27 protein-coding genes are annotated in these 25,666 nt (G+C 47.0%); 11 read left to right on the top strand and 16 right to left on the bottom strand.

What is annotated here, in order from left to right:
* Positions 1 to 117: 117 nt before the first annotated feature.
* Positions 118 to 360 (top strand): hypothetical protein, encoded by a 243-nt coding sequence (locus BRW63_RS24630; RefSeq protein WP_143162019.1) that lies wholly within the window; start codon positions 118 to 120, stop codon positions 358 to 360.
* 139 nt (positions 361 to 499) lie between these two features.
* Here BRW63_RS24630 and BRW63_RS24625 read toward each other — a convergent pair whose 3' ends face one another.
* The 8 genes from BRW63_RS24625 to BRW63_RS24590 all read right to left on the bottom strand — a co-directional run bounded on the left by BRW63_RS24625 (position 500) and on the right by BRW63_RS24590 (position 7,120).
* Positions 500 to 943: a helix-turn-helix domain-containing protein gene (locus BRW63_RS24625; protein ID WP_083583234.1), complete on the bottom strand. Its 444-nt coding sequence runs from the start codon at positions 941 to 943 to the stop codon at positions 500 to 502.
* A gap of 11 nt (positions 944 to 954) precedes the next feature.
* Entirely contained in the window at positions 955 to 1,542 is a 588-nt protein-coding gene (locus BRW63_RS24620) for a hypothetical protein (RefSeq protein WP_073074993.1), read from the bottom strand.
* Between the two features lie 452 nt (positions 1,543 to 1,994).
* Complete coding sequence (locus BRW63_RS24615; RefSeq protein WP_083583233.1) at positions 1,995 to 3,083, bottom strand: VOC family protein; 1,089 nt, start codon at positions 3,081 to 3,083, stop codon at positions 1,995 to 1,997.
* 16 nt (positions 3,084 to 3,099) lie between these two features.
* A complete protein-coding gene (locus BRW63_RS24610) occupies positions 3,100 to 4,653 on the bottom strand; it encodes a GMC oxidoreductase (RefSeq protein ID WP_073074992.1) in 1,554 nt (517 codons plus the stop codon).
* A 27-nt stretch (positions 4,654 to 4,680) separates the two neighbouring features.
* Positions 4,681 to 5,532, bottom strand: a complete 852-nt coding sequence (locus BRW63_RS24605; protein ID WP_073074991.1) for an MIP/aquaporin family protein — start codon at positions 5,530 to 5,532, stop codon at positions 4,681 to 4,683.
* Positions 5,532 to 5,792, bottom strand: coding sequence for a hypothetical protein (locus BRW63_RS24600; RefSeq protein WP_073074990.1), 261 nt, complete (start codon positions 5,790 to 5,792; stop codon positions 5,532 to 5,534). Before BRW63_RS24600 ends, BRW63_RS24605 begins: the two co-directional genes overlap by 1 nt.
* Positions 5,758 to 6,582, bottom strand: a complete 825-nt coding sequence (locus BRW63_RS24595) for an SDR family NAD(P)-dependent oxidoreductase (RefSeq protein ID WP_073074989.1) — start codon at positions 6,580 to 6,582, stop codon at positions 5,758 to 5,760. Before BRW63_RS24595 ends, BRW63_RS24600 begins: the two co-directional genes overlap by 35 nt.
* 37 nt (positions 6,583 to 6,619) lie before the next feature.
* A complete protein-coding gene (locus BRW63_RS24590; protein WP_083583231.1) occupies positions 6,620 to 7,120 on the bottom strand; it encodes a DM13 domain-containing protein in 501 nt (166 codons plus the stop codon).
* A gap of 372 nt (positions 7,121 to 7,492) precedes the next feature.
* Between BRW63_RS24590 and BRW63_RS24585 the strand changes: the two genes are divergently transcribed.
* Positions 7,493 to 7,990 (top strand): hypothetical protein, encoded by a 498-nt coding sequence (locus BRW63_RS24585; RefSeq protein WP_073074987.1) that lies wholly within the window; start codon positions 7,493 to 7,495, stop codon positions 7,988 to 7,990.
* Between the two features lie 50 nt (positions 7,991 to 8,040).
* On the opposite strand, the gene BRW63_RS24580 is transcribed toward BRW63_RS24585, so the two are convergent.
* From BRW63_RS24580 to BRW63_RS24570, 3 genes are all read right to left on the bottom strand, one after another.
* Positions 8,041 to 9,396 carry an NACHT domain-containing protein gene (locus tag BRW63_RS24580; RefSeq protein ID WP_073074986.1) on the bottom strand — a complete coding sequence of 452 codons (1,356 nt, stop codon included), beginning with the start codon at positions 9,394 to 9,396 and terminating at the stop codon, positions 8,041 to 8,043.
* Positions 9,397 to 9,508: 112 nt separating this feature from the next.
* Complete coding sequence (locus tag BRW63_RS24575; protein WP_083583229.1) at positions 9,509 to 11,425, bottom strand: sensor histidine kinase; 1,917 nt, start codon at positions 11,423 to 11,425, stop codon at positions 9,509 to 9,511.
* A gap of 64 nt (positions 11,426 to 11,489) precedes the next feature.
* Positions 11,490 to 12,161 carry a response regulator gene (locus tag BRW63_RS24570; protein WP_073074985.1) on the bottom strand — a complete coding sequence of 224 codons (672 nt, stop codon included), beginning with the start codon at positions 12,159 to 12,161 and terminating at the stop codon, positions 11,490 to 11,492.
* A gap of 340 nt (positions 12,162 to 12,501) precedes the next feature.
* On the opposite strand from BRW63_RS24570, the gene BRW63_RS24565 reads away from it, so the two are divergent.
* The 4 genes from BRW63_RS24565 to BRW63_RS30080 all read left to right on the top strand — a co-directional run bounded on the left by BRW63_RS24565 (position 12,502) and on the right by BRW63_RS30080 (position 14,941).
* Positions 12,502 to 13,920, top strand: coding sequence for an NAD(P)/FAD-dependent oxidoreductase (locus BRW63_RS24565; protein WP_073074984.1), 1,419 nt, complete (start codon positions 12,502 to 12,504; stop codon positions 13,918 to 13,920).
* A 27-nt stretch (positions 13,921 to 13,947) separates the two neighbouring features.
* Positions 13,948 to 14,445, top strand: coding sequence for a DoxX family protein (locus tag BRW63_RS24560; RefSeq protein WP_073074983.1), 498 nt, complete (start codon positions 13,948 to 13,950; stop codon positions 14,443 to 14,445).
* A 119-nt stretch (positions 14,446 to 14,564) separates the two neighbouring features.
* A complete protein-coding gene (locus BRW63_RS29200; protein WP_223257502.1) occupies positions 14,565 to 14,765 on the top strand; it encodes a cupin domain-containing protein in 201 nt (66 codons plus the stop codon).
* Positions 14,669 to 14,941 carry a cupin domain-containing protein gene (locus BRW63_RS30080; protein WP_397428445.1) on the top strand — a complete coding sequence of 91 codons (273 nt, stop codon included), beginning with the start codon at positions 14,669 to 14,671 and terminating at the stop codon, positions 14,939 to 14,941. Before BRW63_RS29200 ends, BRW63_RS30080 begins: the two co-directional genes overlap by 97 nt.
* A 61-nt stretch (positions 14,942 to 15,002) precedes the next feature.
* Here the strand turns inward: BRW63_RS30080 and BRW63_RS24550 are convergent, their stop codons facing one another.
* The 5 genes from BRW63_RS24550 to BRW63_RS24530 form a co-directional block, all read right to left on the bottom strand.
* Positions 15,003 to 16,259 (bottom strand): GAF domain-containing sensor histidine kinase, encoded by a 1,257-nt coding sequence (locus BRW63_RS24550; RefSeq protein ID WP_219898716.1) that lies wholly within the window; start codon positions 16,257 to 16,259, stop codon positions 15,003 to 15,005.
* Positions 16,260 to 16,399: 140 nt separating this feature from the next.
* On the bottom strand, positions 16,400 to 17,005 hold the full coding sequence (locus BRW63_RS24545) for a Crp/Fnr family transcriptional regulator (protein ID WP_073074981.1): 606 nt from the start codon (positions 17,003 to 17,005) through the stop codon (positions 16,400 to 16,402).
* A gap of 231 nt (positions 17,006 to 17,236) precedes the next feature.
* A complete protein-coding gene (locus BRW63_RS24540) occupies positions 17,237 to 17,911 on the bottom strand; it encodes a response regulator transcription factor (RefSeq protein ID WP_073074980.1) in 675 nt (224 codons plus the stop codon).
* Complete coding sequence (locus tag BRW63_RS24535; RefSeq protein ID WP_223257501.1) at positions 17,908 to 19,041, bottom strand: sensor histidine kinase; 1,134 nt, start codon at positions 19,039 to 19,041, stop codon at positions 17,908 to 17,910. Before BRW63_RS24535 ends, BRW63_RS24540 begins: the two co-directional genes overlap by 4 nt.
* 120 nt (positions 19,042 to 19,161) lie before the next feature.
* Positions 19,162 to 21,381: a glycosyltransferase gene (locus tag BRW63_RS24530; protein ID WP_223257500.1), complete on the bottom strand. Its 2,220-nt coding sequence runs from the start codon at positions 21,379 to 21,381 to the stop codon at positions 19,162 to 19,164.
* Between the two features lie 290 nt (positions 21,382 to 21,671).
* On the opposite strand from BRW63_RS24530, the gene BRW63_RS24525 reads away from it, so the two are divergent.
* The 5 genes from BRW63_RS24525 (at position 21,672) to msrB (ending at position 25,512) form a co-directional block, all read left to right on the top strand.
* On the top strand, positions 21,672 to 22,061 hold the full coding sequence (locus BRW63_RS24525; RefSeq protein ID WP_073074977.1) for a hypothetical protein: 390 nt from the start codon (positions 21,672 to 21,674) through the stop codon (positions 22,059 to 22,061).
* Positions 22,062 to 22,181: 120 nt separating this feature from the next.
* Entirely contained in the window at positions 22,182 to 22,913 is a 732-nt protein-coding gene (locus tag BRW63_RS24520) for a DUF4079 domain-containing protein (protein ID WP_073074976.1), read from the top strand.
* Between the two features lie 4 nt (positions 22,914 to 22,917).
* Positions 22,918 to 23,907 carry an L-histidine N(alpha)-methyltransferase gene (egtD, locus tag BRW63_RS24515; RefSeq protein WP_073074975.1) on the top strand — a complete coding sequence of 330 codons (990 nt, stop codon included), beginning with the start codon at positions 22,918 to 22,920 and terminating at the stop codon, positions 23,905 to 23,907.
* Positions 23,908 to 24,162: 255 nt separating this feature from the next.
* A complete protein-coding gene (locus tag BRW63_RS24510) occupies positions 24,163 to 24,903 on the top strand; it encodes a DUF2808 domain-containing protein (RefSeq protein WP_073074974.1) in 741 nt (246 codons plus the stop codon).
* Between the two features lie 114 nt (positions 24,904 to 25,017).
* Complete coding sequence (gene msrB, locus BRW63_RS24505) at positions 25,018 to 25,512, top strand: peptide-methionine (R)-S-oxide reductase MsrB (protein ID WP_073074973.1); 495 nt, start codon at positions 25,018 to 25,020, stop codon at positions 25,510 to 25,512.
* The last annotated feature ends 154 nt before the right edge of the window (positions 25,513 to 25,666 follow it).

Here is a 25,666-nt window from a genome sequence, read left to right as displayed (position 1 = left end):
TCTTCACTTGTGTCCCGGACTGACTTAACAATTGAGCGCTCATACTCACCCCTCTTGGTTGCATCACTGAGGTAATATCATGATTGAATGATTAAATCAAGTAGAGGTCGCACCCCTTTGAAAGTAGAAACAGAGCGGAGTGGAATGGCAGGTCAATTGCTAGTCGATAGCCTCAGAACTGCCCTAGCGATTCACCTATTACGGAAGTATTGCACCACGCACCCCAAACTCTCTAGTGATTCAAACGGGTTGTCTCAATCTAGTTTGAAACAAGTGATTGAGTATATCCATCAGGATTTGAGATTAGTGCAGTTAAGCGCGATCGCTCAGATCAGTTCCTATCATCAGAGAAATGGGTAGAAACCCCGTCCTTTAGCAGAGCGAAGGACGGCTTTACGAGGGTGCGACCTCTACCTGATACTAAAGTGACTCAAGCCTCCTGCTGATAAGGTTTTTGAACGATTTCACAGTAGTCTTTTTGATTATTCATTGATCAATTTTACAGGCACTCAAAACCCTTATGGAGCAAAAGGTAATCGGTTTTTTCCAATGTATCGGATGGAGGTCGCACCCCTTGTACCTGGCTGCGACTGCGCCGAATCCCAGTCAACGCCTCGATCTTCGCCGCTGCTTGTGCCAAGCTTTGAGGAGGATGTGCCCTGAATTGGGCTTCCAATGTGGCTTGGTGCGGCTTCAACTCACTTTGGGGTTGATAAAAGGTCAACACTTTCAGTCCAGCAATGCCCCCGGCTTGGTAGTCTTTGAGGTAACTCCGTAGGGTGTTCTGACTCACCTGTACCAGTTGAGCCATTTCCCAGTGGGGTAAGCCTTGACTCTTCAAATCCAACGCTTCCATTTTGCCCTGGACTCGCGGATGGGGGGGATGGAACCGTTCATAGGGCAGGGCTGCAATCTCGACTTCGCTGAATGAGATCTCAATCAAGGGAACCTCCCCTATTCTTTTACGGTGTTTCTCATCAAGGATACCCAAAAAAACGAAGTCTGTGCCCCTACAGAGTATAGACCTTCAGAACTTGCTGATAGAACAGAAGTCAAATGTTTTTGAAGCTCTCCGTAAGCTTCTCGAGCATTTCGCGATAGATAAATTCCCCCTTTCTTGAAATACCAATCACGAAAAGCAAGAGCAAGGTTTTGCAGATCTGTGTAGCTGAGATCTCGATTATGAGGCCATAGCGGTAGAGTGCCCGATTTTTCCCACAGCTCTGAATAAACCTCAATTCTGCGTGTACGCAAGTCAGTATCAACGGCACTCGTAAAAGCAAGCGTAGATTTATTCAACTTCTCAATGGTTTTAAGAAGGGCACCATGTTCTGCCTCTAAACGCTTCAAAGACGAGCCATATCCTGCTTCGGTGCGTTCAAGTATCGAACTGTATTCAGCTTCTGCTCGCTTTAAGGTGCTTTCAAATCGTTTCATGGCAGCTTCCGCACTTTTTTCTGCAATCAATCTCCCTAAAAATGCGATAGCTGCCAAAACAACTGCTGCTCCACCTAGTGCGGAAAGTAGGTCTGTCCAAACCATAAAAATAACCTCACTCGGTGACACCTAATTGAAGCGAATTCAGCCGTGCTTGAGTGTGTCAAAATCTTGCGAGTGACTTATTTGTTGCATCGGCTGCAATGAGTAGTTAAATTGCAGTTAGAGTAATTGTAGTAGATAGTACAAGTGTAGTTTTTACTGCAATTTAACTACTATTTATGCCGTTTGAACGCCTGCCAAACCGGATAACTCCCCCGCACATAGGAATTATGCCGTTTGCAAACCGGATAATTCCCGTTTTTCTAGAATTTATACTGAATTCACGCCGTATAACTCCCCGACTTTGAGTAATTATACGGAACGGAACTCGGATTTTTCGGCTTCAAGGTAGAGAAAAGTGAACTTTCTCGTTCTCGCTGAATTAGACATTACGCTGAATCGATCGAACTCCTGCCATCGCACGTTAGAACACTTGAGCGACAAAACTGAAAAGATTATTTCTCGACCAACCGTAGCGCGTGACCATCTGGATCACGGACTAAAAATCCCTTTTTGAATCCGAGGGTCGGATTGGGAATCACTACAACTTGAGACGAGATGGCAGTCGCTTGCTTGAGGCGTAACTGTTGGACAACTGCTGCCACATTTTTGACTACCAGGGTCGTTTGCCAGTGAAGTAGATCATTCGATCGGGCATCTTGTGGGATCGATCGCCCATCTCGTGGTTCCAAATATTCCAGAAACTCAATTCCGGCTCCAGTCGGGGAGCGTAAGCCGCTAATGTGTAATCGTGCGCCTTGTACATTGTTGAGATGGGCTTGCTCAGTGCCGTAGTTCATGCTTTCACCGACCAACTTTAGACCCAGCAGATCGCGGTAAAACTTGAGGCTAGTGGCTGTATTAGAAACCACGATCGCAGTGTGATCAATGCCCAAAAATAACTGTTTCGTGGGCGCTTGCCATCTTGGATCGCCTTTTCCGGGTGGGAAGTAGATAATCTCCAAATTATGACCATCGGGGTCTTTGAAGTAAAATGCGCGAATGCCTGCGGCAGGCTTGTTAGAATCGGGAATGCGCTGTGGAGCCGTTGAAGCGTGTTGCACTTTGAATTGGCGCAAGTGTTGATAAGCTGCGTCCATATCGGTGACAACAATGGCAATGTGTTGAAACCAGCGATCGTGGCTGCGTGAGTCAATCGGAATCGGTCGCCCTTTGGGTGTGAGATACTCTGTGAGTTCGATCGATTCAGCGCCTAGCTGCATTCGCACCACGCGCAACCGAACGCCAAACAAGCCTTGCAGTTGTTCGTAGGCTTCCCCTAGTACTTCGACATCTGACATTTTTTTGAACGACAGTACATTGCTATAAAATGCAACTGCCTGATCCATGTCGGAAACTGTCATCCCGATCGACTCAACGGCAACCACCGCATTCTGAACGGTCTGAGTTTGCGCGATTTGAATCGTAGGAGTTGAATGTAGTTGAAGCTGTGAATTAGCCTGAAGCTGATGGGTCGCGACGATCGTCGCGAAGATCAACACAGACAGCAGCGATCGTTGTAGCAGTTTTCTGAAAGTCGTCATAGCATCACGGTATTGCTTAGTTCAATCGATCGATCAGATGGTCTGCTACTCGTAAGGCGTTAGCGATAATCGTCAAGGTTGGATTCACCGCAGCACTCGACCGAAAGAAACTACCATCCACCACATAGAGATTGTCTACGTCGTGAGTCCGGCAGTTGAGATCTAAAACAGAGGTAGTTGAATCATCGCCAAAGCGACACGTTCCGCACTGATGGGCGACTCCTTGAATCGGCAACTTTTTCTTGAAGTAGAACGAACAGGGAATAATTCGGTCACCACAGCCGATCGCTTTCATGGTCTCGATCCAGCGATGCAACAAGCGATCGTAGGCGGCAGTGTTGTTCTCGGTGTAGTGGAGATGAATCGTATCGTTTTTCACCTGCACACGATTGTTAGGATCGGGCAAATCTTCTGCGGTCAGCCACCAATCGACGGAGTGACTCGCCAATGCCTCAAATACGTGTCTGTCTTGGAAGGAAATTCCTGCGATCGAGGGCGATTCCATTGCAATCATGTCAGCATTCACCTTGCCCAATAGCTGCACATGTCCCATCGGGTAATCAAATCCTTCTTCGCCCCAATAGAAATCATTGATGCCCATTGTTTTTTGAAACACGGTTGGGTTCGCTTTGCGACTGACTCCAATAATTGCACCGTTTTGGTGTTTCATGAAATTGCGCCCTACTTGATCAGAGCTATTGGCTAAACCTTGGGGATGCTGTTCATTGGCAGAGCGCAACAACAACGCTGCCGAGTTAATGGCTCCACAGGCAACGATGACAATATCTCCAGAAAATTGACGCACCGTTCCATTGATCTCTACGGATACAGCAGTTACTTCTCGACCTGATGGACTGGTGTGCAATCGCAGCGCTTTTGCTTCAGTCATCAGCGTTAAATTGTTGAACTTCTCTGCCGGACGGATACAGTTAATATCGGCATCGGCTTTGGCATCAACGAGGCAGGGAAAGCCATCGCAGGTATCACACTGAATGCAGGCACTCAAACGACGATTGACTTGATTGAGTTTGATCGAGAGCGGCAAGTAGAACGGGTGCAAGCCTTTGTTCTGTAGAGACTGGTGAAGTTCCTCAATGCGCGGTTCATGCTCGATCGCTGCAAAAGGATACTCTACATCTGCTGTAGGTTCAGTAGGATCAAGTCCTCGCTGCCCGTGAACATCGTACAGTTTTTCGGCTTGGATGTAGTACGGCTCAAAGTCACGATATTTAAGCTGCCATTCGGGTGAAATGCCGCCTTTGTGGGTAACTTGATCAAAATCTTGCTCTCGCCAGCGAAACAGCGCCCCGCCATACACTTTGGTATTTCCACCCACAAAGTAACCAATACCAGGATGAATCTCACGCTCGTCTTTGTCTCGCCACACTTCTTTTGTGTGATAACGGTCTTTTTGAACTACCTGAACTGTATCCCAGTTAGCTTTCTCTCTCCGTAGAAAGGAGCCTCGCTCTAGCACCAGGATTTTCTTGCCCGTGGGAGCTAGACGATGCGTGATCGTTCCACCGCCTGCACCTGTGCCAATAATAATGATGTCGTAATGCTCAGACATAACGTTCTCCTAATGAATAGATGACTGTTACAGATGCGGCAACTGGTCGCTTAATGTGGGTTGTCCATTGTTCCTGCCTTGTCGATAACCGCAGCGAAAAATACAGCGCTTGTGGGTATGATGATTCAATTTGGCACAATGCACAGATGCTAGACCTTTGAAGCGCACATAGAGTTCAGCCGCCAGCAGCATACCCAACAAAGGAGCCGTGAAATAGACCCAAATCGCTGTCCAGTTTTGCGCTGCAATGGCGGAGGCTAACGTGCGAGCGGGATTCATACTCATCCCGGATAAGGGAGCTTCTAGGGTGATGTAAGTGGCGACTAAAATCCCTGAAAATATTCCTGTAAATCGCGATAATTTTGCATGATTTGTGACCACTAAAATCATCGTCATCAAGCCAAACGAAATCAGTAGCTCTGCGAGAAAGGCAACGCCAGCACCCCCTGAACCAGGAACGGTGACAATATAGTTCACGGTAGAATCTGCAAGTAAGCTTTTTGCTTGAGAAAACATCGCGTCTTTTAAAACTCTTGCCGCAATCAACACACCTAACAATCCACCAACACATTGCGCCACAATGTAAAAGAACACATCTAATCGATGAACTTTGCCAAGCCGGAAGAACGTGAACGTTACACATGGATTAAGATGTGCGCCTGATTGTTTGCCCCAAGGTGAATAGATAATCGCGATCGCAATTAATCCCATTGATATGCCAATAATGAATCGACGCAGCAATGGTTCAGCGATGGCTTGTCGAATTGGTGAAGTGGGATGTTGGATCAGAGCAGTGATCACGCTGGCAGAAAACATAAATATTCCTAAACAGGCTGCTTCCATCAAATATTCGGGATAGTGGCGACGAAGCGTTTGCATTACTTGTCATCCTTTAAGTCAATGTGTAATTCACCGTCTAGATTGATCACTTTCCAAGAGGTTTGTTCACCATCCTGCCAAAACCGTAGAGTGACCTTTGCATCACCCACCGCCAGATTTTTCAGGGTTAAGTCAGGCAACCATTTTGGTAAAACAGGCTGCACTTGTAATCGTTGATTAGGAGCATCGGTTTCCAGTCCTAGCAGGGTGCGAATCTTGTTACCACTACTGCTCTTGATAGTTCCAGAGCAGCCCGCCATCGACAAAAAAGGTGCTGCCCGTGATGTAATCAGCATCCGCAGAGGCGAGAAATGCAACGAGCGAAGCAACATCTTGAGGTTGACCCAAACGACCCAAAGGAATGTTGTTCAGTAGCGCTCCAAGTTTTTCTGAATCATTCAGTAGTTTGGTGTTGATTGGGGTTTCGATTGCTCCCGGTGCCACATTGTTGATCGTAATGCCCAATGCTCCCAACTCAACCGCAAGATTGCGAGTCAACATCTTCATGCCACCTTTGCTGACACAATATGCCGCAAAATTTGGGAAAGGCAAATCCTCATGTACCGAACTGATGTTGACAATTTTGCCAGGTCTTTTCGTAGCAATCAGGTGTTGCACAAAAGCTTGTGTTGCAAAGAAAACACCCTTCAGGTTGACGTTGAGAACAGCATCATAATCTGCTTCCGTAACGTCCCAAAAAGGAGCGTGTTTTTCAATTCCAGCATTGTTGACCAAAACATCTAGCTTGCCAAAGTGGTTAATGCTTTCTGCAATTAGTTGACGCACCTCAGTCACGCTACCCAGATCTGCTTGAATGGTATGACCCTGGGCGTTCAGACACTTTGCCATGTGACAGTTGCCCCCGGTTCCTTCGGAGTTGCGCTCTGCGCTAAACGCTTGAACTTTTGCCAGCGTTTCCTCAGCCCCTTCTGGGTGAGAACGATAGTTAATGACCACATCTGCTCCAGCTTGAGCAAGCCTTAAAACAATGCTTTGCCCGATCCCTTGACTACTTCCTGTTACAAGTGCAACTTTGCCTTCAAGATTCATAACGACTCTCCTAGAAAATAGAGCTGTTTTTACGTGATTAACTGCTTAACTTAGCAGCACCAAACGTGGCATTAAACTTGCGACACCAAATTGCAGCCGACTGATAATTGGCTACATTAATGCTGTCAGGAATGGCGTACTGTTGACCACCGCTGAACTTTTGGAGCGGAGCTAAAACGACGTAATCCCCGGCTTTGAGCGAATAAGAAGGGGGTTTTGCTGAACCCAGAATGTTGGGCGATCGATGCAAAATCACCACTAAGTCTGGCCCTTGATTAGAAGTTTTAAACGACTGATCCAGCTTGAGAAATGTGTGACCTGCTTGAGTTACAATTTGAACCATTCCTTGTGTGTCATGCTCCCCCGCCTTTAAAGTACCAGCCCTTACGATCGTTGCCGCTCTACCAGGTTGAGATGCAGATTGAGCTGGTGTGGAATTAGGGCTAGAAGATATACTTTCAGCAGCTTGATTACTAGCATTGCTACAACCCACGATAACCAGAGCCATCAAACTCGCCGTAACCCAGTGTTTAATCATCAATCAATGTCCTTTGATGCAGTGTTAGAAGATGCTTCAGCCTATTGTGTCCTGTAGGTTGCGCTGAAAGATGATTGAACTTTAAGAAAATTGGTGTAGAAAGCTGATAGGTAACTGAACCACAACTCATCGCTTTCTCAACCAACTCTCATTTAGAAAAATGATTTTTTGCTAAGTGCTAGTGAAGATTTTCCTGAGATGGAGTTTTTCTAACTCCAACGGGTCTGTTGTATGGGGTTAGCACAGTCCAAACTTGTATTTAAGGTTGCCTCTATCTTCGCCCACAAGAAGGCTTGAGTCGTTGCAAACTAATAGCATGAAACATCACGATGATGTAGAGCCTGCTCACTCAAGTCATTAGAAGGAATATCCATGAAACGCTTTATTTATGGCGGCATATCCGCGCTTGTATTGGCAACCACCGCGATCACGCCAGGATTGACAGCCCCGGCTCCCGATTTTCGAGCCATCGCGCTCAATCAAATGCAGTTCAATTTCACCGCTCCCTTTATTAGCAGTTCGGGTCTACTAGGTGATCATCATGTGATTCGAGTCATGGTTGTTGGGATGTCTTTGGAAGACTTGATGATCAGAATTCCATCTGGAATGTCAAAGTACGGGCAGGTCAAGGTGACTGACGAATCGGGTAAAGAAGTTCCAGCAAAAATTACTGCAACTAAAGATCAAGTCGCGATCGCGTTTAGTCAGCCTGTCGAACCGGGTCATATTCTCGAAGTCGATATTCCAGGCATTCAGACCTATGCGGAAGCAGGCAATATCTTACTGTATGGGATTACTGCAAAGCGGGTAGGCATTAGTGGTCAAATTCCAGTGGGAACCGCCAGAATTCAAGTTCCTGACAGAAGTTAAGGATTGATTGGAGACGTTGTTCTCTTGGAAGGGCAAGCCTACAGTTTGCCCTATTTTTGTGGATGAACATTTTTGTAATTTTGAATGAACGTTGCCAGCGTGGGTGAAAGTTTAAAGGAAGCTCTGCTTTTTTGAAACAGCGATCGACGATAAAGCGAATCTAATATGTCTAGCAAATCCTGACGACTGATGACAGACTCTAGATCAGCTTGCAGGTCTGACAGCGATACCCAATCCCCAATTATTGCTAGATGAACCATCACAATCTGCTCTGGCTCAGAGGCTCGATCGAACTGCTGACCTAATAGATCTCGAATCTCCTGAAATAGCAACTGTTCGGGTGATCCATCGCTCAGGTAATCAGAAATGCTGCCGTCAAAGTAGTCTACAACTCTAGCAGCCACCATCTTCAGAATCAGTGGATTTCCACCATAGTAGTCTGTGATGCGATGCCAATCTGCTTGTATGGGTGCAAACGTTCCCTGCTGTTGTAATAGCTGCTGGCTCTCTGAGGCACTCAAGCCCTGAAGTCGAACAAATTGAACCTGCCGACCTTCTAATCGTCTGAATTCTCTTGGTTTTTCCTGACTGGTTAAAACCATGCAACTCCGGTGGGGAGACTCGGCGATCGAGCGAAACAACTCCCGATAAGGTTCGTACCCCTCGCGGTAATATCCGGCTAGTGGACGGTTACTTAAAATTGACTCAATTCCATCTAATACCAACAAACAACGATGCTGCTGTAAGTGCTTGAGTAGAGAGGTGATGAGCTCTTCTACACTGGTCGGGAGGGGAGCAGGCGATCGCTCCACAAGAGAGTGCAGCAGACTTGTTAGCATTGCTGCGATCGTGGGAGCATGATGCAGAGATTTCCAGACCACATACTCAAATTCTTGTTGCTCAGCAGTGAATTCTTGTACCAACGCTGTCTTGCCAATTCCTGCGACTCCTAGCACACTAACGAGTCGGCAGCGTTCCACCAAAATTTGGCGCTGAAGCTGAGATTTCTCCTCAGTGCGCCCACAGAAATGGCTTGCTGTGTCCCTCCCCGCTACATCACTATGAAGCTGTTTTGCAGGATGTTCTAGCACTTCGACGATCGCTCTAGCACCCGATAAACTCGCATGGGCATAGTCTCCCACTTCTAAGAGTAGCTGCAATGCTGCAAAGACTTGGCAGATCGAGCGCTTATCAACTCCTTGCTGACAGCGCAGCAGTTTTCTCACGGTCATAGGATGAATCCCATCAGGTTCTGCAAGCTGGACGCGCTCGGCGATCGCTCTAGGACTTTGGCGGACTCTCGTTTGGGCTTCTAATTGTTGGATGCTTTTCTGTAGCTTTTGCAGCCCGATCGAGGTCAAAACAAAACCGCGATAGCGTTTGGAATTTCGTAGAGCCTGTACCATAGGAGCCACCGATTGCGACTAATTTAATCGCCATCGTGACAAAAAAGCACTTTCAAAGTAAGGCTTTCAAGGCACAGAGGTTGCCGATTTCGGCACGGCTCCGGATTCTTTGCTATCTGCGCCAATTGCGACGGTTGCGCCAGGTCAATTCGCACAGGGTTCCGTGGGGATGGTTGGGGCGACGGGAAAAGTGACCCCGCAAGTCACGGGCGATCATTTTCGCTTGCAGAGTTCCTTGTCCTTCGCGAAGTTGCTTAGAGGGGTCGATACCCGGTCCATTATCAATCACCCGCAGCACATGATACCCTACCTCTACTGCACACACCACATCGAGACGGGTCGCACCACTAGCATGTTTGCCGACATTGAATAGGGCTTCATGCAGAAACAAACACAGCCCCCTCTTTTGTGCCAGAGTATATTGTCTGAATTTTAGGGGTTCAAAATTGGGCGGCACAAAGGTCTGGAGCGTGTCGAAGCCTGGAAGCTGCTCTGCTCGTGTGTGGTTATAGACCTGATAGAGCAGATCACCAATCGGGTCTCTGAGATCAAGCACCAAATCGCCGCGCAGATAAAGTCGAGTGTATTCGGTAGAAACTTCTTGGCGCATGTATTCAAAAATCCGCCGTAATTCCTCGTTGAGTAACCATAGTTGTCGTTCTAGACGTGGAGATGAAAATTCCGTTTCCTCTAAACTTCTTAAAATCACTGCTAGATATTGCAGTGGACCATTATGTACTGCTTCATAAGTGCGTTCGATCGCGAGTCGTCGATGTTCTAGCTCAAATCGTAAGTTTCGATCAAAAAATGAGGCACTTAGCCCACAGCCACAAAGCGCCAGCATGGTTGGCACGATCGGCACCCACCAGCCCATAGCCTGAAGCAGCATCTGGCAACTCACGATCAGAAATAGGCTGGCGATCGTCAGACTCAACAAACCTTTCCAAGGCGATTGAAGAATCACACCCAGCGCCACGCCCAGGCATCCCCAAGCCCCGATCCAAACATACTCGCCGATATCAGCCCAGACTCGGATCAACGGATGCCTTTTCTGAACCGCGTCAATGATTTGATGCACTGTATAGGCATGGGCTTCTACTCCATAGATCAATTGATTGGCAGGCATCGAAAACTGCGACGATCGCGAATTCAGTGTCTCTTGAAGGGCAGATGTGAAAAAGACATCTTTGATGCTGGAAGCAGTCATACCAATGATCACCACATGATCTGCAATCCAGTCTAAAGCGACATTGTTCTGCAAAACATCTCTGAGGGATAGCGATCGCACCATTTTTTGAGTGCCGCAAAAGTTGAGAATCAACTGATTTCCACTGGCATCAGCGCGAATATATCCACCCGAATTAGGCTGAAAGCGAGGGAGTTGAGTCGAGCCAAATTGCAGCGCACTCGCCCGATTCCCCGGTTTGAAGTTGATTCCGTGGGCTGCTAGATGGGTCTGAGCTAATCGCAGCGCTAACGAATATTTAATCTCACCATTCTGGGCTGAACTTACCAAAATCGATCGCCGCAGTCTACCATCTGCATCGACGATCGCATCCGCAAACCCAACTCGTTCAGGTGGTAAATCAGGGGGCGGTTCAACATTCCAGGCGGGTCTTGTGTTTAGTACAAGCTCGGTGCCAATCAAGTTAGGAATCGATCGCAGTGCTTGCATCAAAGCAGCGTGTCCTGGCTCTACGGGCACATCTCGAAATAGATCTAGACCAATTACACTAGGATGATACTTTTGCAGGCGGTTTAGAACTGCTGCGAGATCACGATCGGGCACTGGGTAGCCACCCACAAGACTCAAATCCGCTTCATCAATGCCCACGACCACAACCGATGAATCTCCCGACTCAGATAGACAGGTGCGTGAGAAGGAATCAAACGCCATCCACTCCTGAACTTGCAGCAACCCACTCAAGCGAATCAGCATGACCAGTCCCAGAATAACCGCACCAGGCAGCACGATTTCGCGTAATATTTTCGTGCGCTGCTCAACATCTCGCCAGAAATTAATTGTCACAACTTGCCTTGGAGATCACTCGGTGGATTGTATCCCGTTGGCGAGATTAAAAGAGCAAGATTTATCAGCTAATCAACCCCGCCTTTCTAGCAGCTAATTCAATCTGAACTCGGACATCTCGATCGGGATCATCTGGAATTCCAAGCGCATCCTGAATCCGAATCCAATAATTTCGCAGTGTCCGTTCTGCGATTCCCATCCTTTCACGGATTGCCCGATCGGATAGCCCATACTGAAACTTTAGGGTCAGCACCTCTAGCCATTTGCGATCAAATTCTGGGCGCGATCGCACCTCTAGCGGCAACGCGATCGAGCCTCGTAGGGAAAGATCAACGAGCTTTAACATCTCTCGAATCGGGCGAGACTTATCCATCGCTGCAAATCCTCCTTCGTAGAGGTTAATCAAGGGGGTTAGCCTGACGAGAGGCTTAATGTTGGTACTCACGACCAGAATGTTGGGCTTGAGATCGATATGATTTTGCATCAAAGATTCCAACCATTGAATTCCGACTTCAGGATTTGCAGTGGAATAAGCATGATCTGGCAAACTCAAGTCGATCACAATCAGGTCAGGGTGAAATTGCTCTATCAGGTGGTGAGCAGTGTGCCGATCTTGAGCCGTTAAGATTTCAACGTCAGGATATTGCCGTTTGAGTGCTGGAACAGTTCCCTCTAAAATTGCCTCATGGTCATCTACAACTAAGAACCGCTGGCGTTGACGGGATGAAGGGTTCATAAAGGCATCATTGAATGTGTCACCGATCAAGCACAACCCTACTTAATCCTCAGATCACCGCGATCGTAGCATTGACCGTACAGCACTTACTCATCATTAGCTCAGTATTGACGCTTGAAGCCTGTCTAAGGGAAAAGTTGACGGTGAAGTTAAGCATCGACTTAACTCTTCGAGTATTCTCAAGCCAGCGCGCTTTATAAAAGCCATCACAATGCTTCCTGATTCAACATTCGTATAAGTTTGCACTTAATTTTGCAGCTATCTTCGTCCACTCAGTGCGTTTGAGCGAGAATACTGATCTCTAGAGTTTGGCTCAATACACAAATAGAATTTCACATTCATGGATGAATCAACTCTACCCACCGTCATTCTCGGTGCTGGCTTCACGGGCTTATTTGCAGCATTGCACCTCTGTCATCGTCGCTATCCCCGTCCCATTGTTCTCATTGATCAAGCAGAGCGGTTTGTGTTCAAGCCACTGTTGTATGAACTCCTGAGCGGGGAGATGACTGATACCCAAGTGCAGCCCCGTTACGCCGAGCTGTTTGAATGCGACAGTGTGACGTTTGTGCAGGATCAAGTGCAGGCGATCGACCTGCGGCAACGTCGAGTCAATCTGACTTCAGGATTGCACTACGATTATGGCAACCTGTTGTTAGGACTGGGCAGCGTCACAAACTTTTTCGACATCCAAGGGGCAGAAAAGTTTGCGTTTCCCTTTCGCACCGGGGAGGATACGATCGCGCTGAGGCGGCACCTGCGAGAATGTCTTCAGTGTGCGAGTCAAGCCAAGGATGCAAATAAGCGACAAACATTTCTGACCGTGGCTATTGTTGGAGCGGGGCCTTCTGGAATAGAAATGGCAGCAACGTTAGCAGACTTGTTGCCGCAGTGGTATACCCGACTGGGAGGCGACCTGCAAGAGATCCGAATTGTTGTCTTCAATCGCAGTCAAGAGATTCTCAAAGGCGACCTCAACGGTGATTTGCGAGAAATTGCCCATCGAGCGCTACAAACTCGCAGCACTTTAGTAGAGGTAGTGTCAAACGCATTGGTGAAAGTCATTTCTGAAAACTCCGTCGAATACGAGCAAGCACAGCAGACAAAAGTGCTTCAAACAAACACCATCATTTGGACAGCAGGAACCGGGCTGCATCCTTTAATTGAGAGTCTACAGATCGCTCCAGAGATGCGCGATCGCGCAGGTCGTCTTCGGGTCGCTTCTACAATGCAGCTACCAGAATTTCCAGAAGTCTTTGTCGGAGGAGATTGTGCCGTTTTAGAAAAACCGTTGCCTGCCACTGCTCAAGTTGCTTATCAGCAGGGAGCGATGATTGCTCAAAACCTGCACGCGATCGCTCAAGGACAATCCCCCAAGCCTGTAACAGTTGCACTGCGGGGCACTCTCCTAAAGTTAGGATTGGGTGAAGGCGTGGCAAATTTGTTCGATCGCGTCCCGATCACGGGACGAGCCGGACACTTAGTTCGTCAAGGCACTTATCTAGAACTTCTCCCAGTCTATGTTCACAATTTCAAAGCTACGGTTGGCTGGTTAACCGACGAACTGTTTCAGCGTCACGGTCGAGTCACACCCAAGCCTCGTCAATCAGTACTTCAGCGTATCGGAGATGCTGCTGCCGTTATGGTCGTGATTAGCAGCGGACTACTGTTTTGGCGGGCGGCTCAACCCACGAGTTTTAATCAAACCTTGCGATCAACCCATCTGCCAGCGTTGCTCGATCAACTTCAGCAAAAATAAATCTAATCTTTTGTTAGGAAACCCCAGATGCTTCTAGACACAGACAATCGTTCTAGCTTGCGAAGTCAACGCAGCATGGTTAGGCAGTCGATCGCCACTATGCGCGTACTGCTCGGACTCTTTTTTATTCTTTCTGGCATTGCCAACTACCTCTACTTTAATGCTCCCGGTGGCTTTTTTGAAACGGTCACTCAGCTTAAATTAAAGCTATGGGGTTGGGGATTTGAGGGAATCGGTCCCATGCCTGCCATTCTTGCCTATCCCTACGCCTACCTGCTGCCTGCAACCGAAATGATTGTGGGGACACTGTTTGTAATCAATCGTTGGGTACGCTGGGCAGGTATCATCATGATGCTGATGCTGTTGAGCTTTATTCTAGCGTTTGGCTTAATTGGGTCAAATGGCTTGCTGCCTAACAATCAGGGCAACTGGGATAAGAATGTCTTCATGCTTCTGGGTGCTTGGATCTGTGCTGCCTATGACCACTACCTAGTGACGCGCAAAGAGCAATCAAACGGTTTCTAGCAGTAATGGTTATCGGTGAGACAGTTCTTTGGAGCGATCGATGAGAGGATATAATCAAGGACTTTCAAAGGCGGCACTAGGTTCTGCTGATGTAATCTATTTTTGATCGTGATATACAGATGAGTACGACTAGAATATTCAACAGTTCTAAATTTTTTCAGCCGACCGATGGGGAAGCTATTCGATCGGTCGTTACAGAATCTGAGAATGCTGTTGTGGTTGCCTGGTATATCAAACCGGGACAAGAAATCGCCGCGCACATCCATCCCAATGGGCAAGACACCTGGACTATTTTGAGGGGAAGGGAGAGTATTATCTAGACAAAGCAGGCACTACAAAGTCGATCGTTGCTGGGGATGTAGTCATTGCTCATACTGGCTGTGTGCATGGAGTGCTGAATAATAGTGATGAGCCATTAGTTTTTATTTCAGTCGTGTCGCCCGCCGATGCTGGGTATCAACTTGTCTCAGAAGATTCTTTTGTCCTGCATCCGTAAGAACTTAAGTCAATAGACTACAGGTTGACTAACACTTTATTTTTCGTCGTCCTTCCCAAGCTCATTGAGCCAATCGTCTAAGGGGTAGTCGGGCGCTAAAGATTGTTCCCTTAGTTTCAGAAGACTCTATGAGAAGTTCGCCGTTGTGAGCTTCTAAAATTCGCTTCACGATCGCTAAACCCAGTCCTGTTCCTTCCGCTTTCGTTGAGTAGAAGGGCAGAGTTAATTGAGGCAAAACATCACCAGGAATCGGTGCCCCGCCATTATGAACTGAGATACAAATCTGTTCCGCCGAAATTTGCACTACAGACCATCGGACGATTTCTCCTACCCCAACAGCTTCACACGCATTGCGAATCAGGTTGATAAACACTTGTTTTAACTTGTCTGAATCAGCCAAAATTAGAGCAGGTGAATGCAAAGGCAAGTATTCGATCGCACGTCCTTGCGCTTCGGGCATCGATCGTAACGGGACTAATAGCTTTTGAATAAATATATGAACATCGACCTCAGCAAGTTTTAAGTTTTGCGGTTTTGAATAAGACAAAATTTCTTGCAAAAGATTCGCTAACCGTTCAGCTTCATCTCTCGCTAAAGAGAGTCGATCTTGGGCAGGTTGAGGCAGATCTAGTCTTGTAAAATAGTTCAAACCCATTTGAACTGTAGTTAGGGGATTACGAATTTCATGGACAATCATTGCCGCAAATTCTCCGATCGCAGCGAGTCGTTCATGCTCAATCAGCTTTGCTTGAGCCGTATGTAATTCCTTTGTCCGTTTGGTTACTTCAGCTTCTAACAACTCATTAAATTGCTGCTGTTTCTGATAAAGGCGGTAGTTATCGATCGCCGTTGCTGCACGTTCTGCAAAGAGTTCTACAGTGGAGATGGTCTCTGCATCGTAGTGCTGTGGTTGCATACTAAATGAGCAAATAGTGCCAATCACATCTCCCTGTGAAACCCGGAGTGGGACTCCCAAATAGCAGACATATCCTTCCATTCGGTTCGCTTCTTCTGGGCGATGTTTGATATCGTCAATGAAGAAAGGTTGCCCACTCCGAACGACTATTTCCGAAACGCTTTCGTGAACCAAGAAGCTATTTTCCGCGTCCTCTATATCTAGATTACTGGCAACGACTTGCCCCTTTGATTCCTCGTGAATCGTCACGATCGACCAGTCCGAATTTAACAACTGACTCACTCCGCAGGTGATTTCATGTAGATAGCCATTAAGGTCATGAGAGCGATAACTCAACGTGCTTAATGCTTTTAGGACGGCTTGCCATTGTTCAGCGCGTTGAATGTTTTGTCGATCCATCATGCTACTGCAAGTGTTCTCAAAATGGTTTCAGCAGAATCGTTTAATGAGCCTACAATAGCACCTCTTCTGCGTCCTTGATTCAAGTCAAGTTTGACAGATTCTTTAGATTCCCTTAAGCAGAAAAATTCAACAGCTTAGAGCTACAGCAATGGTTCAAGCAGGGTGAGCCTACGTTTCTCGCGGGTGATCACTCCGTCGCTTTCAAGTCGAGCTAATGTCCGAGACAAAGCTTCAGGACTGATGCTCAGGTCAGCGGCGACATGTTTGAGCGACTGTAGGACTACTGTGTTCTTCTTAGGCGGTATGATCAAGCGTAAATAGTGGAGAACTCGCTCTTGGGCTGAACGAATGCTGCGTAACTCGACCATTAGTTTTGTGGTGTGCAATCGATAAGACAACTGCATCATAAATGCGATCGCAAAATCAGGATTTTGCTGAACGGTACTCAAGAATGCCTGTTTGGGAAAGACCAAGACCTGAGTCGGTTCTTCTACAACGGCGCTGCAAGCATAGGAATCTAAGAAGAGAGCGACCTCAGCACAAATTTCACCAGCATGGACAGCATAATGACTAATTGACTGACCACTTTTTGTGTAGTTTAACAATCGAATCCGTCCAGACTTTACCGCATAGAGCGATCGTGGTTCTTCGTTGCGATGAAATAGAACTTGTCCAGTTGATAAGTGTTGATAGGTTGCGCCTCCTTGTAGAGTAGTGGGCAGTTGGTCAATCTCTGAGAAATTCATAGCTTTTGGGAAAGATGGCGATTGTGCCTTACTAGTTGAGTGATCCCTATTTCAAAAACGCCTCCAACAGAACACCACAGCGTCAGAATGGATAATCAGTCCATTAAAGTTAGTGCTTTTATCTAAGTACCGCGATCGATGCCCGAAGACGTTTGATCGAGTTCGTTTCTTGTGATTCACAATTTGCGTTTTAGGGGATGTACATAGGTTAAAACGCAGATCCAATCAACATTAATCGCGCAGAGTGTAGCCAACTCCGCGTATTGTATGGAGTAACCGAGGCTCCTGGTTCTCTTCTAACTTTAATCGCAAGTAGCGAATGTAGACTTCAATAATATTAGAATCGCCCATAAAGTCATATCCCCAGACGTTTTCGAGAATCTGATCGCGAGTAAACACTTGACGCGGATGCCTCAAAAGATACTCCAACAAGTCAAATTCTTTGGCGGTGAGGTCGATTGACCGAGTGCCCCGATAAACTTCGCGAGTTTTCCGATTCAGTCTTAACGTGTTGAACTGTAGAACCTCTTCATCGCCGTCTTGAACGCGACGCAGATGAGCGCGAATTCTGGCCAACAGTTCTTCAATGCTAAACGGTTTGACTACGTAATCATCGGCTCCGGCATCGAGTCCGGCGACACGATCGCTGACTTCATCTCGTGCCCTCAGCAAAATCACCGGAACTTTACTTCCCGTCGATCGCAGCCGCCGACACAGTTCTAAACCTGACAAACCTGGCAGCATCCAGTCTAAAATGGCCAGGTCGAGTGTCGCTTCGCGGGCAAGCGTTAGACCTGTCATACCGTCGTGTGCCACGCTCACGGTATAGCCTTCGCTGACCAGTTCCAGTTCAACAAACCGAGCGAGTTTCACTTCATCTTCAACTAATAAAATGTGAGCGCTCATGATCGGGTTCCGATTGCTGGAAGGATTAATGTAAACGTGCTGCCTTCGCCAGGATGAGAGTCTACAGTGATGGTACCACCCATTCGTTCTGCTATTGTTTTCGCGATCGCTAGTCCTAACCCAGTTCCCCCAGTCGAGCGCGCCCGCGAGGGATCGGTTCGATAAAACGGTTCAAAGACTAATTCTTGCTGTGATGAAGAAATGCCGCTTCCGTGATCGCGCACTTGAATGATGGCTGCATCACGGACTTGATTAAGCATAATGACGATCGTAGTATTGAGATCAGAGTGTTTTATTGCATTACTAATTAAATGATCTAAAACTTGCATTAAATAATCTCGATTCGTTTGCGCTCGTATTCGCACCGCCGATAATTCAGTTTCAATTTGACGATGCTCAAATTTTTTAGTCATGCTAACAATGTCACGAATAAAATCGTTTAGGATGATGACTTCACCAGAAATTGGCACATCAATACTTTCTGCACGAGCAAGATCGATCAGATCTTGCAAAATCATTGTCATCCGTTCTGCTTCCGCGATCGCCATTCCCAGTGTTTCTTTTTGAGCTTCGGTGAGCGTTTTACTTTGTTTTTGACTGCGTTGCAAATAGCCATAGACTAGACTCAGTGGCGATCGCAGTTCATGAGCAACTGCATTCGTAAACTGTCGCTGCTGCTCTTTAACTGATGCAAGTTGAGTCAAGATCTCGTTTCGGCGCTGTGCGAGTACTTTGATTTCGCTGGGTGCGGGATACAGATTGAGCGGGTAGGAATTCATGCTGTTGGTTGAGGACGTTACCCACTTATTCAGATGTCTCAGCGTTGAGAGTGATCGCCAGATGAGTGTGATTGTGGAAATCAGTAGCGCCCCGATCACCATCAAGCTAAGGGTTATTAACTGAGAAGACATCGTGAGAAACTTGAGGGTTGTCGCTCCGTCAAACGAACTCATCGAGAGCAGTGTTTGCACCTCCTGGCGACTCAGTATGATGAAACTTACGGCGGCGATCGCAAAGACCACAATGATACTGAGAATCAGCCGAAAGTGCAGTGAGTTGGCATCGAGGTGATTCCTTCTCCGTCTGAGACCTGTTTTTGAAGCTCTACTCAACCGACGCATGGAAATCATCTACTGTGGTGCATGTTACGTTCAAACCCATTCTAGAATGATGAACCAATAATAGTCAGAATGATAGACCAAGCTGAACACGTTCTGATTAATCAATGAGAATGGGCTGAGAATCAATACTCAACTTTGAGCCACTGCAAGTGCGTGAATTCGAGTCTGACGATCGAAAATTACTCGTGGCTTCAATAAGATTCTAAGCAATAACCACAGCGATCGCACTTCTCCAGGCGCGCATCGACTTCTCCACTGTCCTGGACGGCAAAACAGAAGTTCAATTAAACGGCGTTGCTGGCTTAAGTCCAACGCATCAAATGTCACTCGTAATGTAGGAAACTCGCCCTGTCGGTCAACGGCTGTTATGAAGGCTTGAATATATAAGCTTTCTTCCATTAACTCGATCGCGTTAGGCAGCGAATCAAGCTGATCTGGAAAGTCTTTTTGAGTGAGAACGATTTCTGCACCATCTTCTGAAATGACGGTTGTGATGCCCCAAAACTCGCGCTGACCGATTTGGATGCGAACGGTACGACGCAGTTGAAACCATTCATTTTGCGATGGACGCGGTGCATCAATCAAAATCAGCAAAGAAATGCTCAACATCAGTAAGTTATAAACACTCCAAAACAGACCTAAGCTGAGTCCTTTAAACTGTTCTGCCATGTCTAATGGAACGTTAGGATTCGCCATTCCGCTCATTGTATAGAATCCCAAATTCATCCACAAACTAAGCGCACTGGCACAAAACATCACGATTAACGGAAACGCCAATTGCCAATTGAATGTAAAGCGATCGCTGGTTGCCCCTTTTGGTGTCACATTAAATCCTTTAGAAAATGGATTCAACAACGTTTGTATGACAGTTAATGCTAAGGGAAAGCACAACACTAAAGAGTAAATATCTGCAAGCAGTGCAGACCGTGATCGATGATTGAGCCAAGACGTAGTGATGATCTGGACTAAATAGTAAGGAACAAAATAATACAACGCTTCAGCAGTCGTCGCACGAATTGGAATCACACCTAGAAATGCGTATGCTAGAGGAATCAGTAAAAAGCCAAGACGCGAAATACTAGTGAACCAATGCAGCAATCCTTCTAAATGCGCGAGTCGCTGAATCGGACGCAATCCACGAATCGTTAACGGATTCGCTTTGATAAAGAAAGCTTGCAGTGTTCCCTGTGCCCACCGAACTCGTTGAAGTGCCTGTGCTGCGATGCTTTCAGCCGCTAATCCTGCACTTAGTTTTTCATTCAAATAAACGAGTCGGTAGCCACTTGCTGCCAGTCGAATTCCGGTAAAGTAATCTTCGCTAAGGGATTCAGTGAAAAAATTGCCGATTTCTGCCAAGGTCGAGCGACGCACTACAAACGAAGTTCCTGAACAGATAACACCGCCTGCTGCATCGCGAAATGGCTGAATTTGGCGATAAAACACTTCTTCTTCGGGGGTGAGAATGTCTTCTAATCCTAAGTTGTAAGCGATCGGGTCAGGGTTATAAAACGTTTGCGGCGTTTGCACGAGGGCAACTTGCGAATCTTGAAAGAAGCCTACGGTGCGCGTAAGAAAATTTTTAGTCGGAATAAAGTCTGCGTCGAAAACCACAATCAATTCGCCATGAGTGTGAGCAATCGCATGATTTAAATTTCCCGCTTTTGCATGGCTATTATTAGGTCGAGTCACATATTCACACCCTAATTCTTCCGCTAACGCTTGCACCTTTGCTCTGCGGGTATCATCCAGTAGATAAATGCGTTTATGCAAGTAATGCAACGCCTGACAGCCAATGATCGTGCGCTTGAGAATAAAAGTCGGCTCGTTATAGGTCGGAATCATAATGTCAACGGTGGGTGTAAAGGTGCCGTTGAGAACGTTCGTTGCATGATGATCTGCTTCAGGTCGGCGATCGCGCACCCGCAACAAGAGCGAGAGTTGAATGATGCTGCCCGTTAACGTCAGCAGTTCTAGAAAAAACAACCCGATGCTAAACACCCCGTTCAAGGGCGTACTCAGATTTAGCGTGGTGAGCGATCGCCAAAGCAAATACCGAATCGTCAACACTAATAGAATTCCAACGACTAACGTTCGCGACCAAGGCTGAGGACGTGGCGATATTTTTGTAATCAGCACCACTCCGAGCAGCAATAATACTGCCCAAAACAGCAAATACTGCCCAATCATCATCGGCGCTTCAATCCACATCGGAGGGCTTTCCTGCAACAGATTAAGCTGCTGAAAAATAGTGCTGATTGCTCCCTGTCCAGCAAACCACGCTGCCGCGATCGCGCCCGACACGACCACAGTACTCAACATAATCAATGTGGCAACTTGAGGATATGCCATCCGTTTCCAACGAGAAATCGAGAAAACCTGTTTGAAGTGCTGTGAGATCATAAGTGAGACAACGCCAAGGTGAAGCATCTACAACCGACTGCTCTTAATTGAAGCAGTGCAAGCTTAAATTTCACTGAGAAATTCAGCAAAGTTGAGACGGCACGATTAGCTGAGAAACGGCTGAGTTTGAACTGAATATTTTATAGGAATAAATTCAGAAAACTCCTAGTTTCGATTTAGATTCTACTCAGCGATCGCTGGGAAGCTGTAATCATCGAAACCACTCAGGAGTCACCCCGATGAAACTTACTTCTTTACTCACCACGGCTGCTACCACCGCTGCACTAGTCGGAATGGTCACCGTATGGGACGGACCACTTAAAGCAATCAATCCTCAGCTTGTGCAAGCATCGGCTCAAACCATGAAAGACAGCACGGGTTTAACCGTGCAGCAAAAAATCGCTAAAATCACTCAGCACAAGGGGCAGTTCGGCGGTGGAGATGAACTGCGGCGGTACTTCTTTGGCGATTTAGAGCCGATCGGTGTGCAACCTGGCGGCGCTGGCATGGTCGTCAACCTCTACAACAAAGCCAACAATGTTACCTTTGCTTACTGTGCAACCTACGATGTTGTCGTAGCGCTGAAGCAAGGCAAAGTCGCACAGTTTCTAGCGAGTGAAGTTAAGTAATTGTAGTGCAGGAAGTTAGATGCAGCCTTGACCAAGGCTCCCGGTTGCACTCTAACTTTTCTCCACTTGTCTAATGGGTCAAAGTTTCAGAATAATACTCAGCTTCAGGGAGAGGGGTTCATGTTCAAAGACGCAGTTTTGCTGCTACATCCAATCATCGCGATCGCGGTGGTCTTTCCACTAATGGGACTGATCGTAAATCGCGGACTGCAAGTTCGTCAGCGACGGTTACAACTCGCTTCTGGCGATAAAAGTAAAGTTCCACCAGTGGTCGGACAAGAGCACGTGCAGGCGGGTCACTGGCTAACGATCGGGGTCGTTGGAATTACCCTCATTGCACTAGCAAATGATATTTTTGGCACCGTTGTCAGCACTCAACTGTGGAGTAAAAACCCAGTTCAGGTGGGGTTGATTGGTCTGTTGTTTGTCGCCACGATCGCATCATTAGTGCTGCTGTTTCGATCTCATCAAGTCCAGTGGCGAGCCACTTTTGCAACATTAACGGGAATCGGATTAGTGGTGTTGGGATGTCAAGACGGTGTGTATCGCAAAACTGATCAGTGGGCTACCTCGCACTACTATTACGGCATTACGGCATCGCTGTTGATGATTTTTTCACTGTCGATCGTGCAAAGCATCTACAAAGATCGCACACAGCGCTGGCGGATGGTTCACATTGCTGTCAGTAGTGTTGTGGCACTGCTATTTATTGGACAAGCAATCACCGGAACTCGTGCGCTTCTGGAAGTACCGCTCAGTTGGCAAGAACCCTACATCCAACAACTGTATGAACAGCAGTGTCAGACAAAGCCTTGTGCTGTCCAACCTGCTCCACGTAATCAAGGAAAATAGCACTGTGACTGTTAAACAAGAATGTTCTCGGTTGAATTGGATTAATCTAGATGCGCTAGAAGCTGTAGACCAAGCCGATGATTTGATTGCAGGATTAAAGCAAACACCCAAAACGCTTCCGTGCCGATATCTTTATGACGATCGAGGGTCGGCGCTATTTGAGAAGATTTGTGATTTACCCGAATACTACCCGACTCGCACTGAGCAAGCAATTTTAGAACAGAACGCCTCAGCGATTGCTCAAATGACAGGCTCCTGCGAATTAATTGAACTAGGTAGTGGTAGTTCTCGAAAGACCCACTTGCTGTTAGAGGCATACAGCCAAACCGATCAGTCTTTGTCCTACTGTCCTGTGGATGTGAGTACAGGTTTGCTGAGAACCACTGCTTTACAACTGTTGCACCACTATCCAACGCTTCAGGTTTGTGGACTAGCCGGAACCTACGAACAGGCACTCGCACAGCTTCCACCCGCAACCAGACGGCGAATGCTGATTTTTCTAGGTAGTACTCTAGGAAACTTGAACCCGCAAGACTGCGATCGCTTCCTCACTCAAGTTCAGTCTGCACTTCAGCCTGGCGACTTTTTTCTAGTGGGCGTTGATCTCCAAAAAGATGTGGACTTAATCGAAACCGCATACAACGATGCTCAAGGCGTGACGGCTGCATTTAATCTCAACGCTCTAAAGCATTTGAACCAGCAGTTTGAGGGAAATTTTAGACTCAATCAGTTTGCTCATTGGGCATTCTATAACCCAGTTGATCACCAGATCGAGATGCATCTTTTTAATCTAAGACCCCAATTCATTTTTCTGAGAACCCTGAATTTTGCCATTGAGCTACAGATTGGAGAAACAATCCGCACCGAAATTTCTCGCAAATTTTATCTCCCGACCTTAATTTCAACGCTAGAACGACACGACTTGCGATCACTACAAGTTTGGACTGATCCCAATAGGTGGTTTGCGCTACTGCTTTGTCAGCGTCAGGCTTGAGTAGAAAACACTGTGTCAAGGGTTGTCGTCAAACATTGAACCGCAGTCCAATGGTCACATGATGCGCTTGAGAGCGAAGTAAGAAAGGAACAAGAGAGCTTTCTCAGCGTCCTCTCAGCAATGTCTTATCAGAGTCAACTCCATACTCAGAGGAGTCTCAGATTGCTGGAGTTTAATCATAGACAAGCTCAAAGGTTCTCACCCTTACCTCATCGAGGTAGAGCGAAAGACTCTCACTTTTAAGGAGATTTGACTATGAAATTCCATAAACTCGCAATCGGTGCAATGTTGACGATCGCAACCGCAGTCGGATCACAATCCGCAGCATTATCGCAACAGCAATTCAAAAATCCAACCCATCCAACCCTTTCAGAAATTGGAAACTCTCAAGCCTTTCAGCCGAGCAGTTCATCCCAACAGCAATTTAAGAACCCAACGCATCCAACCCTTTCAGAAATTGGCACATCTGAACCCACTTCCAGGTCGATGACTCAATCTGAAGTGCTTCAGCCTCAAATCAGTCAACAAAAACTCAGCAATGGTCAAACCTTCTTCTCTCATCCTCCTCGTTTAGTCCGCGTCAACGCTTCCCAGAAGCAAGCCTACGCATTATCAACCTACGAGTTTACGTTGACCGTCCCTGCTGATGCTGGTCAGCCCTTAAAAGCAGTGCGGATTGTCCAAGCGAGAAATACAGAAACGGTGAGATTTGATGTCAGCAGAAGTAGAGCGTTTGCTGGTGAACGGTTCGCATCGGGTGTTGAGATTCCGTTAGCAAGCGTCGGTGGTACTCAATCTGCGCCGGGTGAAGCAACGATCGTGTTTGCTCAACCCGTACAACCTGGCAGCACAGTCACCCTCGCGTTTGAAGCGACAAATCCAACTTATGGGGGGGTCTATGAGTTCGGTTTAACTGCGTTTCCGGATGGAGAAAACGGGATAGGTCAATTTTTAGGGTTTGGGCGGCTTAACTTCTACAGCGGCGGTGAGGGTTAAGGATAGCCTCAATCCAGGTTAGAGTCTAGGATTGATGTTAGAGATCGGCGATTGCTAGTGTCAGGGTAATGACAGCACGATCGCCGATCTGAGGTAAAGAAAGTATAAGGAAGCATGAAAAAACGAACGTTTTTATTATCGGGAACTGCGATCGCTGGAGCAATTGTATTACTTCTCCATCCATTTCGGAAATCACCAGAAACAAAGGCAGAAACCAGCAAGTTTGAAATTACTAAATCTGAAGAGGAATGGCGTAAGATCCTAACGCCAGCACAGTTTCAGGTTTTGCGAAAGCACGGAACCGAACGCGCTAGCACGAGTCCACTAGATAAGCAATATGCCAAGGGTACCTATCGCTGTGCAGCGTGTAACTTGCCTCTTTTCACGTCACAAACGAAGTTTAATAGTGGGACAGGGTGGCCCAGCTTCTACGCACCCATCGAGAACGCGATCAAGACAACCACCGATCGTTCTCTTTTCATCGCTCGAACTGAGGTACATTGTCGCCGCTGCGGTGGACATCTGGGACATGTGTTTGAGGATGGTTCTAAGCCCACGGGTCAGCGCTATTGTATGAACGGTGCAGCGATGAAGTTTGTCTCAAGATGAACTACAAGATTAACAGAATGTCTTATGAAAGGGTTACTCGGGAGCATCTCACCTTTGCGATGAGCATAACTACTCAATTCAATCAGCCAACCCTGAGCCAAGGTTGAGAGCGCGTGAAATCGCCATTGAGATAAGCAGAGCGGTGCTTCAGCCC

It is taken from the genome of Phormidesmis priestleyi ULC007 (assembly GCF_001895925.1).
GTDB lineage: Bacteria > Cyanobacteriota > Cyanobacteriia > Leptolyngbyales > Leptolyngbyaceae > Phormidesmis_A > Phormidesmis_A priestleyi_A.
The sequence above is the reverse complement of the archived record's forward strand: the minus strand, read 5'-3'. Positions and strand labels throughout refer to the sequence as shown.